This window comes from Tunicatimonas pelagia (genome assembly GCF_030506325.1).
GTDB lineage: Bacteria > Bacteroidota > Bacteroidia > Cytophagales > Cyclobacteriaceae > Tunicatimonas > Tunicatimonas pelagia.
The window spans coordinates 3721720-3737514 of record NZ_CP120683.1 but is presented as its reverse complement, the minus strand read 5'-3'; the positions used below and the strand labels follow the sequence as shown (position 1 = coordinate 3737514).

Annotated in this window: 16 protein-coding genes; 7 read left to right on the top strand and 9 right to left on the bottom strand. The window is 45.5% G+C overall.

Features of this window, described 5'->3' with window-relative positions; translation table 11 throughout:
• Positions 1-39 precede the first annotated feature (39 nt).
• Positions 40-1119, bottom strand: a complete 1080-nt coding sequence (dinB, locus tag P0M28_RS16005) for a DNA polymerase IV (protein ID WP_302203458.1) — start codon at positions 1117-1119, stop codon at positions 40-42.
• A 145-nt stretch (positions 1120-1264) separates the two neighbouring features.
• Between dinB and P0M28_RS16000 the strand changes: the two genes are divergently transcribed.
• The 5 genes from P0M28_RS16000 (at position 1265) to P0M28_RS15980 (ending at position 4786) form a co-directional block, all read left to right on the top strand.
• Positions 1265-1429: a hypothetical protein gene (locus P0M28_RS16000; protein ID WP_302203457.1), complete on the top strand. Its 165-nt coding sequence runs from the start codon at positions 1265-1267 to the stop codon at positions 1427-1429.
• Between the two features lie 36 nt (positions 1430-1465).
• Positions 1466-1939, top strand: coding sequence for a DUF2452 domain-containing protein (locus tag P0M28_RS15995; RefSeq protein WP_302203456.1), 474 nt, complete (start codon positions 1466-1468; stop codon positions 1937-1939).
• A gap of 70 nt (positions 1940-2009) precedes the next feature.
• Positions 2010-3524 carry a histidine kinase gene (locus P0M28_RS15990; protein WP_302203455.1) on the top strand — a complete coding sequence of 505 codons (1515 nt, stop codon included), beginning with the start codon at positions 2010-2012 and terminating at the stop codon, positions 3522-3524.
• Positions 3521-4168, top strand: coding sequence for a response regulator (locus tag P0M28_RS15985; RefSeq protein ID WP_302203453.1), 648 nt, complete (start codon positions 3521-3523; stop codon positions 4166-4168). Before P0M28_RS15990 ends, P0M28_RS15985 begins: the two co-directional genes overlap by 4 nt.
• Positions 4169-4414: 246 nt before the next feature.
• Positions 4415-4786: a hypothetical protein gene (locus tag P0M28_RS15980; protein WP_302203451.1), complete on the top strand. Its 372-nt coding sequence runs from the start codon at positions 4415-4417 to the stop codon at positions 4784-4786.
• A gap of 737 nt (positions 4787-5523) precedes the next feature.
• Here P0M28_RS15980 and P0M28_RS15975 read toward each other — a convergent pair.
• The 3 genes from P0M28_RS15975 to P0M28_RS31105 form a co-directional block, all read right to left on the bottom strand.
• Positions 5524-6630 carry a TPM domain-containing protein gene (locus tag P0M28_RS15975; RefSeq protein WP_302203450.1) on the bottom strand — a complete coding sequence of 369 codons (1107 nt, stop codon included), beginning with the start codon at positions 6628-6630 and terminating at the stop codon, positions 5524-5526.
• On the bottom strand, positions 6608-7246 hold the full coding sequence (locus P0M28_RS15970) for a TPM domain-containing protein (RefSeq protein WP_302203448.1): 639 nt from the start codon (positions 7244-7246) through the stop codon (positions 6608-6610). The genes P0M28_RS15975 and P0M28_RS15970 overlap by 23 nt, the downstream gene beginning before the upstream one ends.
• 75 nt (positions 7247-7321) lie before the next feature.
• Positions 7322-8368, bottom strand: coding sequence for a LemA family protein (locus tag P0M28_RS31105; RefSeq protein ID WP_367281866.1), 1047 nt, complete (start codon positions 8366-8368; stop codon positions 7322-7324).
• 99 nt (positions 8369-8467) lie between these two features.
• On the opposite strand from P0M28_RS31105, the gene P0M28_RS15960 reads away from it, so the two are divergent.
• Positions 8468-10441 carry a sialate O-acetylesterase gene (locus tag P0M28_RS15960; protein ID WP_302203446.1) on the top strand — a complete coding sequence of 658 codons (1974 nt, stop codon included), beginning with the start codon at positions 8468-8470 and terminating at the stop codon, positions 10439-10441.
• Here the strand turns inward: P0M28_RS15960 and P0M28_RS15955 are convergent.
• The 4 genes from P0M28_RS15955 to sppA all read right to left on the bottom strand — a co-directional run bounded on the left by P0M28_RS15955 (position 10370) and on the right by sppA (position 13941).
• Positions 10370-10975, bottom strand: a complete 606-nt coding sequence (locus tag P0M28_RS15955) for a transposase (protein WP_302203444.1) — start codon at positions 10973-10975, stop codon at positions 10370-10372. The two genes, P0M28_RS15960 and P0M28_RS15955, sit on opposite strands and share 72 nt — an antisense overlap.
• A gap of 222 nt (positions 10976-11197) precedes the next feature.
• The gene (locus P0M28_RS15950; RefSeq protein ID WP_302203443.1) at positions 11198-11587 is read right to left on the bottom strand and encodes a hypothetical protein; all 390 of its coding nucleotides are present in this window, start codon (positions 11585-11587) and stop codon (positions 11198-11200) included.
• A 23-nt stretch (positions 11588-11610) separates the two neighbouring features.
• Positions 11611-11817, bottom strand: a complete 207-nt coding sequence (locus P0M28_RS15945) for a hypothetical protein (RefSeq protein ID WP_302203442.1) — start codon at positions 11815-11817, stop codon at positions 11611-11613.
• A gap of 345 nt (positions 11818-12162) precedes the next feature.
• Positions 12163-13941 carry a signal peptide peptidase SppA gene (gene sppA, locus P0M28_RS15940; protein ID WP_302203440.1) on the bottom strand — a complete coding sequence of 593 codons (1779 nt, stop codon included), beginning with the start codon at positions 13939-13941 and terminating at the stop codon, positions 12163-12165.
• A gap of 93 nt (positions 13942-14034) precedes the next feature.
• On the opposite strand from sppA, the gene folK reads away from it, so the two are divergent.
• The gene (gene folK, locus P0M28_RS15935) at positions 14035-14571 is read left to right on the top strand and encodes a 2-amino-4-hydroxy-6-hydroxymethyldihydropteridine diphosphokinase (RefSeq protein ID WP_302203439.1); all 537 of its coding nucleotides are present in this window, start codon (positions 14035-14037) and stop codon (positions 14569-14571) included.
• Between the two features lie 37 nt (positions 14572-14608).
• Here folK and moeB read toward each other — a convergent pair whose 3' ends face one another.
• The gene (moeB, locus tag P0M28_RS15930; RefSeq protein WP_367281865.1) at positions 14609-15772 is read right to left on the bottom strand and encodes a molybdopterin-synthase adenylyltransferase MoeB; all 1164 of its coding nucleotides are present in this window, start codon (positions 15770-15772) and stop codon (positions 14609-14611) included.
• Positions 15773-15795: the final 23 nt, after the last annotated feature.

Here is a 15795-nt window from a genome sequence, read left to right as displayed (position 1 = left end):
CGTAATAAATGAAGCGACATTGTGGTATGTATTGCTAAATCAATCTAGGAAAAAGTCAAAATGAAGCTGATTACTAGAGTGGGCTATCAAATTAGAAAGGCTTAACCCGAGCAGCTGTACCGCCCGTTGGTTGACTTCGCTATCGTCTAGTAAGCGAGTGGCTAATGGATACCAGTCGGCTGAGGTAGCTAGTAATTGAGAAGCCGTGTAGCTGCGGGTAATTACCTGAAAATCGGTAAACTTTACTTTTAGGGTGATGGTACGCCCTCGGGCTTGGTTACGCCGCACCCGCTCCTCTAGCGAAGTTGATAAAACTGCTAGTTCTTGTAAGAGTGTCGCCTGATCGCTAATATCGCGAGAAAAGGTAGTTTCTATTCCTACTGATTTACGGATGCGGTGGGGCTTTACCTCCCGATGATCTTCCCCGCGCACAATTTGATAGTAGTGCCGCCCGGCCTTACCGAAGTAGCGAACCAGCTCGGACAAAGAGCGTTTTTTCAAATCTTTTCCGGTGGTGATTTGCAAGGCGTGCATTTTCTGAGCAGTTACCCGACCAATACCGTGAAATTTCTCAATGGGTAAGGTTTCCAGAAAAGCGAGAGCCTCCTGGGGTAGAATAACCTTTAAGCCGTTGGGTTTATCATAATCGGAAGCAATTTTAGCCAGAAATTTATTGTACGATACTCCCGCTGAGGCAGTTAGTTGAGTTTCGGTTAGAATCTGGGCTTTAATTAATTGAGCCACTCGGATGGCTGATTTTAGGTCTTTCTTATTCTCGGTTACATCCAGGTAGGCCTCATCCAGCGAAAGGGGTTCTACCAAATCGGTATACTGAAAAAATATCTCGCGAATCTGCTGAGAAACCTTGCGGTATTCATCAAATCGTGATTTTACGAAAATCAGTTCAGGACACCGACGAGCGGCCTGTACCGAAGACATGGCCGAGCGCACTCCAAAAACCCGGGCTTCGTAACTAGCTGCGGCTACCACTCCCCGGTAACTGCTACCGCCTACGGCAATAGGCTTACCCCGGTAGGCCGGATTATCCCGCTGCTCTACCGAAGCAAAAAAAGCATCCATATCGATATGGATAATTTTACGAATGGGTAACGAGGGCATTGGCTAAAGAACTATTTTACACATTTTTGGTTAAAGGTGATGATTAAGACGAATGAATAATGATTGATGATGAATGATAGTTGATGTTGGTAAACTACAGCCATTTGTCATTAATCATCCCTCATTAGTCATTAAAAGGTTGGTTATGCGTCACATGACACTGCAAAAGAAGGTTTTTCTGTTGGTTGCTGCTTTGTTTCTTCTAATTATGCTATACTTTAGCTTCGATATTGCCCGAAGAACCACATTTCCTGGTTCTAAACCCAACCTAAAAGAACGTATTGCTCCTTCTTCAGATACCTTAAAGTAGTGAAGCCCAGACTGTCTATCTAATAAGTTTATAATAATGAGTCAAGATACGCAAAAGCAAAAAATAGATATCGATCGGATTGATCTAGATAAAGAGCGAGAAAAAACCACCGATCAGCCAGGGTTAATTGCTTTTCCGCATACAGTGGGTGGAGCGGTAATAAAGCCAGAAGACCAAGGAAAGATTAAAGGAAGGGCAGTATCTGCTATGCGCCAGCAAACTGACAAGCAGATGCAACAACTTTACGAGCAAGCCCAAACGCTAGCCCGGCAGGCGCAAGCTATTAAAGAACGAGTAGATATTTCGGAGCGAATTTACGAGGCTGAAATGAACTTTGAGCCAATTATTGCCCATACTTATTTTCTGTACCAAAAGAAGAGTGGCACAGATGTGCTATCACTGGTTTCGCCCCAGGAGTGGGGAAAGAGCCATCCGTACGAAGCTTACGTAGCCAAAGTAACCCTACTTTCCGATCATACTTGGGAAGTAGAAGCGGCTTCAGCCGACTGAAAACAGCTAGATTAGCCAGAAGCCACTCAATTGATTGGCTATATTTGTTCCAATCAACCGTTCTGGGTACGTGAAAGTTTACCAATTAAAGCTGGAGCGCTGGCTTGCGCTAGCGCTCTTTAGCCTGACCGTATTTTTTGTGGGAGCTGTTTCAATAGGTTTTTACACCCAGCTTAGAAACGCAGTATTAGAAAGAACGCAGAACCAACTTCTATCTATTAATATCCTTAAAAAACGGCTGGTAGAGCAGTACCTAACCGATTTACCACCTTCTACGGAAAATCTTAGCGCACTTCGGCCTGGCTTAGAAGCGATTGTAACCGAGCGAACTGGCATGGGAGCCACTGGCGAGTCATACTTAGTCAACCCTCAGGGGCAAATGCTAACCGTCTCCCGTTTTTTTCCGGACTCGCTTCCGGAAAGTATCAATGTGGATACCCAGGGATTTCAGCGGGCGTTAGCGGGTCAAAGGGGTGTAGACACCTACGTTGACTACCGAGGCAATCCGATTATTGGAGCCTACCAAAAAATTCAAAATACCGAAAACGCTATTGTTCTTCTCACCGAGATTGATATAGCCGAGGCAATGCAACCCATCACCTCCCTACGCAACCGGTTCATCGTACTGTCATTAAGTCTGCTATTACTATCGTGGTTTATCTCAACTTGGTTAGCTAAAGTACTGTCGCGCCCTATTCTTTCCATCAAGAAAAATATTAATAGCTTAGTGCAGGGAAAACTGCCTGAGAAACCAATTAAAGGCTCTCAAATTCAAGAAATTAATAGCATTTCAGAATCTTTAAACGAGTTTATCCGAAGATTAAATCATACGATACAGTTTGCTCAAAATATTGGTCAAGGCAACTTCTCGGTAGATTATTGTCCGCTGAGTGATCAAGATAGACTGGGTAACTCTTTGCTCACTATGCGCGAACAGTTGGTACAGCTAAATGCCCAAAAGGAGCAGTTAGAGCGAGAGACGAAAAAGGTACTGATAAGTGCCCAAGAAACCGAACGAGAACGGTTTGCCCGAGACATTCACGACGGAGTGGGACCACTACTTACTACGGCAAAACTGAAAATATCCACTACAGAATTATCCAAACCTGTTAAGCAAGAAGTTGCCAAGCTGCTCGATGAAGTTATTACTGAGATACGACGAATCTCTAGCAATCTCATGCCCGCCGTACTTCGCGATTTTGGCCCCGGTGCAGCTCTCCAACAGCTTGTTCGGGAAATAGAGAAAAACTCATCAATTAGTATTCATTATGCCAACGATCTGCTTCCCCAGTCTCGCATTAGTAAAGAAGGCGGCATTGCACTGTACCGAATTGCTCAAGAGGCGATTAACAATACCCTGAAACACGCTCAAGCCACAGAAGTAGTTATGTCCCTAACCGAATTCGATAATCAGGTGGTACTTTTTTACAAAGACAATGGCCAAGGAATTGATGTCACCAAGTCGGGTGAAGGAGTAGGAAAGGGACTTAGAAATATACGGGAGAGAGTACGTATTTTAGATGGCACAGTAGAAATGTTCAACGATAACGGGGCAGTTATTGAGGTAGAAATTCCGATAACATGAAAGAAAAAATCAATATTGTGTTGGCTGATGATCATCAGTTATTTCGTAATGGCTTACGGGCTATGCTGGAGGCTTCAGGGTTTATCCGCATTGTTGGCGAAGCATCGCATGGATCGGTACTGCTAACGGTGCTGGCTTCTCAGCCTACGGATATTGTATTACTAGATATCTCTATGCCTCAACAGTCGGGTGATCTGACCTCGGGGATTGACTTGCTGCCCGTAATTAAGAACCGATTTCCGCGGGTGAAGTGCATTATGCTGACTATGCACGAAGACGTTCAGTACGTTTTGCGTAGCTTAAAGCAGGGAGCCGACGGCTACCTATTAAAAGACACTGATGAAACTGAACTTACAACCGCAATTCAGGAAGTATACGAAGGTAAAAAGTACTTCAAAAATAAGATTTCTGATTTAATTGTAGCCAACCTATCGGGAGAAACAAAGCCCGAAACCTTGCTAAGCGAACGCGAAATTCAGATTGTTCGCTTAGTAGCTGAGGGTAAAATTACCAAAGAGATTGCCGACCAACTTTACGTAAGCGTTCGCACTATTGAAACGCATCGCTCCCGCATTATGAAAAAGCTCGAGGTGGCTAACACCGCCGAGATGATCCGCTTAGCATACGAAAAGAAGCTGATTTAGGCAGTGTTGCAACATTTCATTTTAGATGTTATGGTCAGTAGGTCAAACTATTCGGCTTTGTTTGAATGTTAGTAGTCACTCAACGTGATAATATCTGGAGCCACAATACTTAGTATCACTAAAGTGATTACGTATTTTCCACATTACTGCCGTCGGGTTCCCGCATTCGGTTTTACCGAGATGTTGGTATTAACACCTTGATATACAAAGCGTTATAATAAGTAGAAATAAAAAAGTCTATTTACGATGAAAACACTTATTATATTTATAGCTACACTATTCGTATTTAATATCAGCTCTGCCCAGATGGCCAGCATATATGACACCACTCACGATATATCCTCTGATGAACTATCTGATAACAGTGTGAAGGAAGAACAGCGTGTGCAACGCGGTAGCTTGAAAGGGCCAAAAGCTAAAAATCATCCTGATTGGAAGTTTCAGCCAACAAAAGTTGTGGTTACCCATCCAGCCTCCGTCGAGCGTCAGGTAGGCCCTGAGGCTAAAAACCAAAAGGTTTGGCAAGATACTGCGCGCACAACCCCAATAGTAAAGAAAGAAAAGAAGAATTTAAAGGGACCCCGAGCTAAAAACCACAAGCCGTGGATGAACCGCTAACGAAGAGCGGGAAAAGGGAACGGTAGTGGGGTGAAGGCTCAGAGTTTTTTTTGCTGAAAAAAGCAAACTGTTCACTCAATGGATTAATTATTACGTTCTGTAAAAGTGATCCGAACAACTGTCAGGGAGCGATGCGTTCGCAGTGAAAGCGGAACTATCCATTCATACTTTAGTCGCGTCGCGGTGGCTTTTTTTCTGGCGATAGCTTAGGCTGTCTCATTTCCACTGCGGCTCTCAAAAAGAGTTTCGTCTGGTCAAAAAATATGATGCCTGTATTCCGGCTTTCGGAAATGGCTAGCGAGATTGGAAATGAACTAACCTACAGCTTGAGTGATAGACTGTACAAAGAAAGAGGGTAAGAAATGAATCAGACTAGGGCGCGTTAACATTTAATCTGAACGGTGATTTTGGCGTTATTTTCACCCACTTTGCGTTACCGGACCCCGGCGGCTTTCGGCAGCCGATGCTTAGGCCATCGTGGCGCGGCATTGGCCTTCTCAAGTGTCGCGCCACGATGGCCTTAATTGGGCAAAAATAGCCCTCAAAATCATTCATTATCTTAAATGTCAACGCGCCCTAGTGCTTGTACAGAAAATATAGATAAAAAAGGCTGGAATTGAAATAGCTGCATAACCATACCACTGGGATACCAGGTACGGTTCTAATGTGATTATGAAACAAACTGATACTTATTTTTAACGAGTATTGGCATCAGGGAAAGCTATCAATCGCTTTCCTTACCAGCTACCCGAAGCTCCACCCCCGCCAAAGGATCCACCCCCCCCGGAAAAGCCGCCGCCCCCGGAGAAACCACCGCCACTGCTCCAGCCACCGCCACTGTAACTTCCTCCGCCCGGAATCACTACGGTGCGACTACGGCGTAGGCGAGGAATACTGTAACGGCGCGATTCGGTATGATTACAGTTTTTGCAAGCGTAGTCGCGCACTCCTTGCCCAGCTCGAGAGTAGGTCGCGGAACGTACTACCTGGCTTTTCGCTAAATGGTACGTAATGTAACCACAGTTGGGGCATTTACTATATCGGCGGTTAAAGGTATTTTTGTAAGCAATGATTGAAACATCGTTGGGCTGATCGGAAGTCCATACGTCGTAATCTACCGAGCCAATCTGCTCTTCAACTTGTTGCCCCCGGTCAAGGTGCACGTCTTCTTTCTTCTCACTAAGCTTTCGCATTTCTAGTCCCGTTTTTTTGCTCTTACGAGGGGCGTTACGTCGGCGTTTGCGCCACACAAACCATCCGATAATGGCTGATACAATACTTAGCAGAAAGGTAAGAATACCAAAGCCACTACCATCTTCTTTAGCACTAAGTGGCTCGCTGAAGTCTTTAATACCTTCTATCTGAGCCAAAATGGCGTTCGTTCCCGCCACAATTCCTTGCTCGTAATCATCCGCCCGAAAGTGGGGCACAATCACCTCCCGGATAATTCTGCCGGAAGTAGCATCGGTTAGGTAAGGCTCCAGCCCGTAGCCCACCTCAATCCGTAATTTACGGTCGTCGGTTACCACCAGAAACAGTATCCCATTTTCCCTGCCTTTCTGCCCTAGTTTCCAACTTTCTACGGTTTGTATTGAGAAGTCCTCGATGGCGTTTCCTTCCAAACTATTGACAGTCAGCACTGCTACCTGATTGGTAGTGCGTTCTTCATGGTCGCGCAAGCGGGCTTCTAATTTTTCCTCGGCTGAGTATGATAATACGTTGGCATAATCATTTACCCGCGCTGACAACGGTGGTACCGGCTGGGCGAAACTGGAGTGACTCACCAGCAAGAAGCAAACCCCTACGAAGTATTTGGTTAAATTATTCATTAATACGTACTTCATCGGATAGTAAATTATCATCGTCGGTGGGCTGATGTACTCCGCTCTCGTCCAGTAGCTTTCCGCAGGCTGTTATCGCTTCACAGATACTTTCGGTAGTTTGATTTTGCTTTAAACCTAGCGTAAGCTGCTGTACAATTTCCGCCCAGCGATCATCAGCGACTAACTCACTAATGCCTACATCGGCCAGTATCACCGCTTGGTGCTCAAAGAAACTAACGTAGATTAAGATTCCGGTGCGGGGTTCAGTGAGATGTACATTATGATCGTAAAACATATTCTTGGCTTGATCTAACGCTCGACTCCGCATCAATTCTTTGCTCAGAAACCAGCGTTTAAATGGCCAGGAAGAAACGGCTATCGTCATACCCAACAACCCTGCTACGAGTACGATAAGTAGCCATAGATAGGGTGGCATAAAAAGTAGCAAACTGGTAGTAACAAACAAGATAGTCAGTATGATTCCAGCAACTCCGGCAAACAATGCGCTAACTCGCCACAGCGTAATCTCATAAAACGACGACTGCTTGGCTAATACCGGCACAATCTCCCCACCCGTTTGCGCCTCAACCTGCTGTACGGCAGCTTCTATCTTCTGTAAATCTTCACTAGTTAACATAGTTAATGAAGTAATGATGGATGACTAATGAATAACGAATGATGATTGATGAGTAATAAATTCAAGCACTAATCATCATTCATTAAAGTTTACGCTGGGTGGTAGGGCATTGGCAGGGTCGGTAGAAAAGTACTCTTTAGTATCAAACCCCAACAAGTTATTAGGAAACCTTCGGGCTTTGGCATTGTAGTTTTGTACAGACTCATTGAAGCGGCGGCGCTCGGTAGAAATACGGTTCTCAGTGCCTTCTAATTGGTTTTGCAGGTCACGAAAGTTTTCAGTGGCCCGCAAGTCAGGATACTGTTCAGCAACGGCAATCAGGCGATTGAGTGAACCGCCTAGTTGTTCCTGAGCCTGGGCGTATTCAGCTAGTTTTGCGGCATCGCCCAGGTCATCTACATCAACCTGGATAGAAGTAGCTGCTGCCCGGGCATTTACTACTTCGTTTAGCGTTTCCCGCTCATAATTTGCGGCTCCTTCTACTGTCTTCACCAAATTGGGAATTAGGTCGGCCCGGCGTTGGTACTGGTTTTCTACCTGCGCCCAGGCACTATTTACTTTTTCTTCTAACCCCACCATGCTGTTGTAGATATTGAAGTATCCGGCAATGAACACAATCGCTAAACCACCAATAATACCCCACTTAGTAAATTTATTACTTCGGCTTTTTCGCTCAGTTTCGTTGCTCAGTACCCGCCGTTTGTTGTTAAGCTCGGTCTTTAGCTGCATTGCTCCGGGGTGGGCGGGGGCAATACCGAGCGTTCGGTTAATGTAGTATTCGGATCGGTCGTAATCGGTCGTACGGTTGTAGTGGTTACCCCGAAACAGAAAAGCTTTAGCTGCTAGGTAGTTAGCTTCGGTATCGTGGGGCATTAGCGATGCAGCATTCTCCAGCTCATTCGCAGCATCATCGTAGTTTTGAGCGTTCAGGTAAGCAGTACCCCGTTGCAAATGCTGCTGGGCTTTTTGTTGTGATTTTTGCCAAGCCGACTCAGTAAGTCCAGCTTCCAGGGCAATATTTTTAAGGTCTTCTTGGGTAAACTGTTGCTCCTCTCGGTTGCCGTACTGAATATCCATCAGCTTTTTTAGATAGCTCTCCAGAGCTTGATCAGATTGAGCCATATTTGAAAAGTTTAGGGAAGTCTAGTAGTACTATTCGTTTAATCTTTTGAAAAGATAAAAAAGTGGGTTAATTTTTCCACCTACAACAACCAATCTATCATGCTTATGTTTCGTCTACTTCTTTCCATTGGCTTAGCGTATCTATTTATCACTCAGGCTTCAGCGCAACTTTCTCTTCCCCATGTTTTTTCTAACCATATGGTAATTCAGCGCGAGCAGCCAGTACCCGTTTGGGGCAAGGCTAGTCCGAAGGAAAAGATTACACTAACCTTTAATGGTGAGACACTGAACGCTAAAGCTGACCAAAATGGCAAATGGCAGGTAATGCTTCCCGCTACCGACGCGGGTGGGCCTTACACTATTGAGATAAAGGGTGATAGTGAATCGGTTTCTTTTAACGATGTGCTAGTAGGAGATGTGTTTCTCTGTGGCGGTCAGTCAAACATGGAATGGCGGGTACGTCAGTTACCTTATGCTAACGAAGTGGCTTATACAGCTAATGATACTCAAATCCGCCTAATTAAAGTGAAGCACGACCAAGCCTTACAGCCGAAAGGTGATATTCTGCCGACTGAATGGAAAGTGAATAATGAGGAAAATGTGCGGGAGTTTTCAGCCGTAGCCTACTTCTTTGCCCAGCAGCTTCGTGAGCATTTGAATGTACCCATCGGATTGATTAGTTCAAATTGGGGTGGTACCCCCGCTGAGGCTTGGATGAGTGCTGAGGCTCTTAGCGAATATCCACGTTTGCACGAAGCAGTACAGCAGCTGCAAGCTGAAGGAAATACGATGGAGAAAGTTAGGGAGAGTCATCAGACGAAAACCAGCAGCTTCTTTGATGATGTGGACAGTAAAGATCCAGGCGTTCAGGAGAATTGGTCTTCGGCTAGTGTTGATTTTCAGAATTGGGAGACACTACTGCTCCCCAGCCCGTTCAACCAACCCGCTCTTCGTCGTCATGACGGCACCGTTTGGTTTAAGAGGTCAGTGATACTACCTACTGAATTTCAAGGGAAGGATTTGCTGCTTAACCTAGGCACTATTGACGATAACGATCAGGTTTGGATCAACGATACCAAAGTTGGAGGAACTCAGGGTAAAGAGCAGTACCGTCGGTACAAAGTTCCGGCTTCCGCCATTAAAGAAGGTGAAAATACTATTACGATCCGAGTGATTGATAAAGGTGGGCAAGGTGGGTTTGCTATCGCTGGTAAAGATTTCTATCTAACCCCAACCCAGCAGCAGTCGGTGCGTTTTCCGTTAGCCGGAAATTGGCATTACCAACGTGGAGCCGGACGTGAAAACTATCCAACCCAGCTCCATCATTACCCCAGCTTGCTTTACAACGCCATGATTCATCCTCTAGTCCCCTACGGTTTGAAGGGGGCAATCTGGTATCAGGGGGAAACTAATGCCTCTCGGGCGAAGGAATACAGCAAAATCTTTCCGGCTATGATTCAGCAGTGGCGAAACGATTGGGGTAGTGAGATGCCGTTTGCTTTTGTGCAGTTGGCTAATTTTATGGCTCCGGTGGAAACCCCTCAGCCTAGCAACTGGGCTGAGTTGCGAGAAGCACAAACTAAAGCTTTGAAGCTACCCAAAGTAGGCATGGCTACCATTATTGATATTGGCGAAGCCGACGATATTCATCCAGCCAATAAGCGTGATGTGGGTAAGCGATTAGCCTTGGCTATGCGAGAAATTGCTTACGGGGAAGACGTAGTGGCGTCTGGCCCTACTTTCCAATCGGCTCAAGTGGAAGGAAGCAAGATGATTGTGAAGCTAGATGATATTGGTAGTGGCTTGGTAGTAAAAGATAAGTATGGTTACCTAAAAGGTTTTACTTTGGCAGGAAGCGATCAAGAATTTCACTGGGCGAAAGCTGAAGTTACCGGAGAAAATGAAGTAACGGTTTATAGCGATGCTGTTGATGATCCGGTGGCGGTACGCTACGCCTGGGCTAATAATCCCGATCAGGCTAATTTGTACAATGAAGAAGGCTTACCTGCTGTGCCGTTCCGATCGGATGATTGGGGTGGGATTACTGAGGAGAATGCGTTTACGCTGCGGTAGATCAAAGCAGTACCTTGCTAAAAAAAATACCTGCGACACCTGGACATAGGTCTTCCAAATATCGCAACTGACTACTTTGATCTGATGGCAAAACTTCTCACCGAGTCCCTTGAAATGAGCCATCAAAATCTCTTTTTTCCTGTTGGGTAGCATAGCAAGTTGGATGCCCCGTTCCAGATCGGTTAGTACACAAACATAGTCCTTTCTTCCTTTCCTGTGGGCGATCTCGTCGATGCCCAGTTTCTTGACTGCGGCATACCGTTCGGGAAGGACGATAACCTGTTCGGCCCACTGGTAGAACAAGTGTTCTACGGTGTTAGGGCACATACCTACTAAAGCACCCACCGGAGTGCCGGCTACTTGGGAGGAAGATTGTTTTTCACATATCTCAACTATCCGTTTGGCTTGTCGTTGGGTATAGGACTTGCCCTTTACCACCCAATTGAGATGCCCGAAAAAGCACCGCTTACAACTAAGGCAGCAAAATTGGGTGGGGTGGATATAGAACCAAACTTCACGCTCCGGTATTTTCAAGTCCCGAAATTTTCGCTGTTCCCGCTGATTAATGATCCCTGGCGGACGGTCCTAGGTGAATCTATATGGTTGGTGTTCCGTCTATTAAGGTGATCTTCAAATCTGAAAGTTCAAGTACCTCCTAATGAAATATAATCTCTTGCACGCAACAAGTTAATGCTTCACGGAATTTGTTTGAGAACCATAAACTCTTTATGCGTAGTATTAATAAGCTTTGACTTACTATCGGGAGCGGGTATCGCGATCTTTTTCTTTGGTAGGAATTGTATTGATGGTAATATAGAAAATCAGGCTGCCTAATGCTAAGAAAGCTACATCCCACCAATCGGTGGTAAAATCATCAGAAAAGAGTGGAAAAAGAATTTCCGATACTAGAGTGATAAAAACAGTAGCGACTACTACATCTAAAGCCAATAGGCGGTACGCTTTTCCCCGTTTAAAGAGATACTGTCGCTCTACCAGCAGTAGGCTTAGTATAATTGGCATCGTCAGCAGGTTGTCTAAGTAGCGATCAACCATCGGAAAAGTAATATCCAGTCCTTTTTGCAGAACTTGATGTATGATAAACAGCAGCGCACAAATAATAAACACCGGAGAGGTAAGAACTTTCATTGGATAGTAAACAGTCTTTGGTACTAAAAAGCTGCTAGGAAAGCGATAGCTAAGATAACGATAATTACGGGGGAGAAGGCAGTTAATACCAGTACGGCTAACGATTTGTATATTCCCTTGAAAATTTTCACAGCCACTGAGTCAGCAGGGTCAGGCCGAAGCCACTGCCGTAGCTGAGTGAACTGTTTAGTGATATATTTCTGTAATTCTGTCGCAAAGGATTGGTTCATGGAAATAACGGATGATAGGACTGCATAATGTTGAGGAAACCAGAAGTTATTAGCTGTTTAGTGAAGCTCTGGCTTTTTCAAGTTAGGTATACTGAAGTTGGGTTGGCTACCCGTTCTTTAGACTGCGGAGTGGTTGAATCCCCCTATCTCCGCGCCACCGTGGCCCTTTATGAAGGGGAGGAGAACTTGTTGTAATATCAATACATAAATAATTGTCCTCACTTAGTTAAGAACTATTCTCTGAGCACTGATAAAACGAACATAGAAATGTTAAAAACAAATGAAGCCTTCCCCCTAAAAAAGGGGGATATAGGGGGATTTATCTCACTGTAATTATACTTCTAGCTATTTAATCTCCATCATGAAAGGCATGCGGGCTTGGATACCTTGCCAGTCGCGTACTTGTTGAAATTGCTGCACATAGGGGAAGGCATCGCCAAGCTCACGCTTGAGCAGCTGAGTGCTCACTTCTTGCCCCAACTCTTCCATAATTTGCTGGAAGATGTCTTTGTTTTCGGGATAGTACTTTATGCGGTAATCATCCTCTTCTAGGCCCGCCTTTGCTACCGCAATGGCTACGGCGTCATCTAGTCCGCCTAGTACGTCTACTAAATCACGTTCCAGAGCCTCTGTTCCGCTCCAGACTCGCCCCGAAGCCACTTTTTTCAGTTGCTCTACTGTCATGTTTCTTCCCTCGGCTGCTTTGCTGGTAAAGGTCTCGTAGCCCTGCTCAACACCATTTTGAATAATTCGCCGTTCGGCCTCTGACATAGGTTTGGAGGGCGAGAAGATGTCGGCAAACTCGCCTGTCTGGACAATCTCGGTATCTACGCCTATCTTATCCAGCATACCTTCTACGTTGAAAAACGCACCAAAAATACCAATAGATCCGGTGATGGTATTAGGGTGAGCTACAATAGTATCGCAACCCATTGCCATGTAGTACCCACCCGAAGCCGCTACGTCAGACATAGAGGCGATCACAGGTTTCTCCTGCTTGGCTAGTTGAATCTCCCGCCACATCTTATCTGAGGCTAGGGCACTTCCCCCGCCCGAGTTAATTCGGATAACCATGGCTTTCACATTATCGTCTTCGCGGGCTTTGCGAATTTCTTTGGCAAACCGATCGCCACCAATGTTATCCATGTCTCCTTCGCCATTAACAATGCTGCCCGAAGCGACAATCACGGCTACGCGATTGCGGGAGTAATCGGGAGCACGGGCTTCTACCGCTTTGCTGTACTTTTCTACCGAGATAAAGTTGATATCATCATCGTCCTCTTCACTTTCTCCTTCTTCCAAACCAAGTTTCTCCCGCAGTAGGTCGCGCACTTCGTCGGGGTAGCGCAGCCCAGTTACCATGTTAGCATCTACGGCATCTTGTGGCTCCCGTATCTTCATAGAATCAGCCAAGCTACGAAGCTGACTTTCGGATATATCGGTAGAAGTTTCTATACGGTTGAGGTAGGTGTCGTAAAGCGAATTGAGAAAAGATACCGTTTGTGCCCGGCTAGAATCACTCATGCTGGTGCGAGTTAGCGGCTCAATAGCACTCTTGAAATCCCCCACCCGGAAGATTTCGGGCTTAAGACCAAGTTTATCTAAGGTTTCTTTGATGAACACCGTTTCCATCATAAAACCATTAAATTCTACTCCGCCCCAATCGGGGTGAATGTATAGTTCATCGGCTACGGAAGCAATGTAGTAAGCCTGTTCGCTGAGAAAATCACTGTACGAAAGAATAAATTTTCCCGACTCTTTAAAGTCAATCAGATCATTGCGGATTTCTTCTAAACTAGCAAAGCCACCGAGCGAAAGACCGGCATCAAGGTAAATGCCTTTGATGCTTTCATCCTCCTTGGCGGCTTGAATGGCACTGCGTATTTGTAGTAATCCGATAGTACCGTCATCAAAGCCTGGAAGAGGTAGTTCACTGAACGGGTCGTCCATTTTTCGCTCCACAATGGGCTTGTTTAATTTCAGATGTAGTACTGAGTTTTCTTTTACCTCTACTTCAGGTTCTTGAGAGGCAGCGGCGATAATTCCGCCAAAAATGGCAAAGATTAATCCGAAGAAGAGGATCAACCCTACTAGGGTGGCTAACACGTTTCGTAAAAATATCATAGTAAAGGATATTAAATAGTTTTCTTTCTTAGTATCAGATTATCTTATTTTCTTACACAAGAATCCGAAATTTAACATTTTTCAATACTTCAGGTGAAGGTAATTAAGGGAATTTATGTGTTATTAGGTAGCAATCTGGAAGATCGGGGTAAAAATCTTCAACAGGCACGGGAACATATTGTTCAGCAGGTAGGCAGTATCATACGTACCTCCGGCATTTACGAAACCGAAGCCTGGGGAGTATTGGATCAGCCCCTATTTTATAATCAGGTAATTCAGATAGATACTGACCTGGGGCACGAAGACTTGCTACGCGCTTTGCAAAATATTGAGCAAAAAATAGGTAAGGTGAAGGTCGGCAAATGGCGGGAGCGCTTGATTGACATTGACCTGCTTTACTACGGCAACCGCCTCGTCCGCACTGCTACGCTTACCGTACCGCACCCCGAAATACAGAACCGTCGGTTTACGCTAGCTCCACTGGTTGAGCTAATTCCCAATGAAGTGCATCCAGTGCTTCTTCAGTCGCATCAGAAGTTGCTAGCAGCTACGCCAGATACGTTGGAGGTGTGGTTAGTGGGAAGCCGGAACCGCGTCGGCGGCCGACCGGAAGCCGGCGACCGAAAATAGTTATTCCGGTCTCCAGATTCCAGTATCCGGTTTCCGTTTAATATTTGGCTACACGATCATCAATCTCTTCAGCCCAAGCAAGGAGACCGCCTCGGAGGTTGTAGAGGTTGGTGAAGCCGTGTTTTTTCTCTAGTTGTTTAATGGCTTGCTGGCTGCGTTTGCCACTGCGGCAGTGTACGATCACTTGCTTATTGGAGGCAACCCTTTCTGCTTGCTCTTCTATTTGGTTTAGTGGAATAAGCTCTCCCCCTAGGTTGGCAATATCGTACTCGTAGGGTTCGCGTACATCGAGTAGTTGGAAATCTTTTTTACCTTCAATTAGCTCGTATAATTCTCGTGCGCTGATTTCCTTGACCTTTGATTTTTCTTCCTGAGTGGGAATGCCGCAGAACTGCTCGTAATCAATCAGCTCAGCTTGGGTGGGGTTTTCGCCATTGAGTGGATTGTCCGGATTGCGGTGAATTTTCAGGGTACGGGTTTCAAAGCTCAATGCATCAAATAGGAAAAGTCGCCCCGAAAGTGTTTCGCCTATTCCGGTAATTACTTTGATGACTTCGTTGGCTTGCAAACTTCCCAAGATACCGGGCAGCACACCGAGTACTCCGCCCTCAGCACAACTAGGCACTAAGCCTGGCGGAGGTGGAGAAGGAAATAAGTCGCGGTAATTGGGGCCAACACTGCCATCCTTGTCAGTATAGTTGAACACTGAGGCTTGCCCCTCAAACCGGAAAATTGAGGCGTATACGTTGACTTTGTTTAGCAGTACACAAGCATCATTCACCAGATAGCGAGTAGGGAAATTATCGGTACCATCGGCTACTACATCGTAATCTTTAATAATATCTAGCGCATTTTGGGAAGTGAGCACCGTATTGTAGGTTTTGATATTGACAAATGGATTTTGCTTACGAAGTCGTTCGGCGGCGGCTTCCACCTTGGGTCGCTCCACGTCATCTACCGTGAATAATATCTGACGCTGTAAGTTGCTTTCGTCTACGGTGTCAAAATCTACAATACCGATGTTGCCAACCCCGGCGGCTACTAAGTAGGATAGTAGTGGTGCTCCCAATCCTCCGCTGCCTACTACCAGTACTTTTGCTGCTTTTAGCTTACGTTGCCCCTCAATATTAAAATCGGGAATAATAAGGTGACGGCTATATCGCTCTAGCTCTTCTTTGGTGAATATGATATTGTCACTCATAAAGCTCGAGAATTTGGCGTTAC

Excerpts from the sequence above, each read along its gene's own strand:
- dinB (WP_302203458.1), bottom strand. The coding sequence starts at position 1,119 with ATGCCCTCGTTACCCATTCGTAAAATTATCCATATCGATATGGATGCT.
- P0M28_RS16000 (WP_302203457.1), top strand. The coding sequence starts at position 1,265 with ATGCGTCACATGACACTGCAAAAGAAGGTTTTTCTGTTGGTTGCTGCT.
- P0M28_RS15995 (WP_302203456.1), top strand. The coding sequence starts at position 1,466 with ATGAGTCAAGATACGCAAAAGCAAAAAATAGATATCGATCGGATTGAT.
- P0M28_RS15985 (WP_302203453.1), top strand. The coding sequence starts at position 3,521 with ATGAAAGAAAAAATCAATATTGTGTTGGCTGATGATCATCAGTTATTT.
- P0M28_RS15980 (WP_302203451.1), top strand. The coding sequence starts at position 4,415 with ATGAAAACACTTATTATATTTATAGCTACACTATTCGTATTTAATATC.
- P0M28_RS15975 (WP_302203450.1), bottom strand. The coding sequence starts at position 6,630 with ATGAAGTACGTATTAATGAATAATTTAACCAAATACTTCGTAGGGGTT.
- P0M28_RS15970 (WP_302203448.1), bottom strand. The coding sequence starts at position 7,246 with ATGTTAACTAGTGAAGATTTACAGAAGATAGAAGCTGCCGTACAGCAG.
- P0M28_RS31105 (WP_367281866.1), bottom strand. The coding sequence starts at position 8,368 with ATGGCTCAATCTGATCAAGCTCTGGAGAGCTATCTAAAAAAGCTGATG.
- P0M28_RS15960 (WP_302203446.1), top strand. The coding sequence starts at position 8,468 with ATGCTTATGTTTCGTCTACTTCTTTCCATTGGCTTAGCGTATCTATTT.
- P0M28_RS15950 (WP_302203443.1), bottom strand. The coding sequence starts at position 11,587 with ATGAAAGTTCTTACCTCTCCGGTGTTTATTATTTGTGCGCTGCTGTTT.
- P0M28_RS15945 (WP_302203442.1), bottom strand. The coding sequence starts at position 11,817 with ATGAACCAATCCTTTGCGACAGAATTACAGAAATATATCACTAAACAG.
- sppA (WP_302203440.1), bottom strand. The coding sequence starts at position 13,941 with ATGATATTTTTACGAAACGTGTTAGCCACCCTAGTAGGGTTGATCCTC.
- moeB (WP_367281865.1), bottom strand. The coding sequence starts at position 15,772 with ATGAGTGACAATATCATATTCACCAAAGAAGAGCTAGAGCGATATAGC.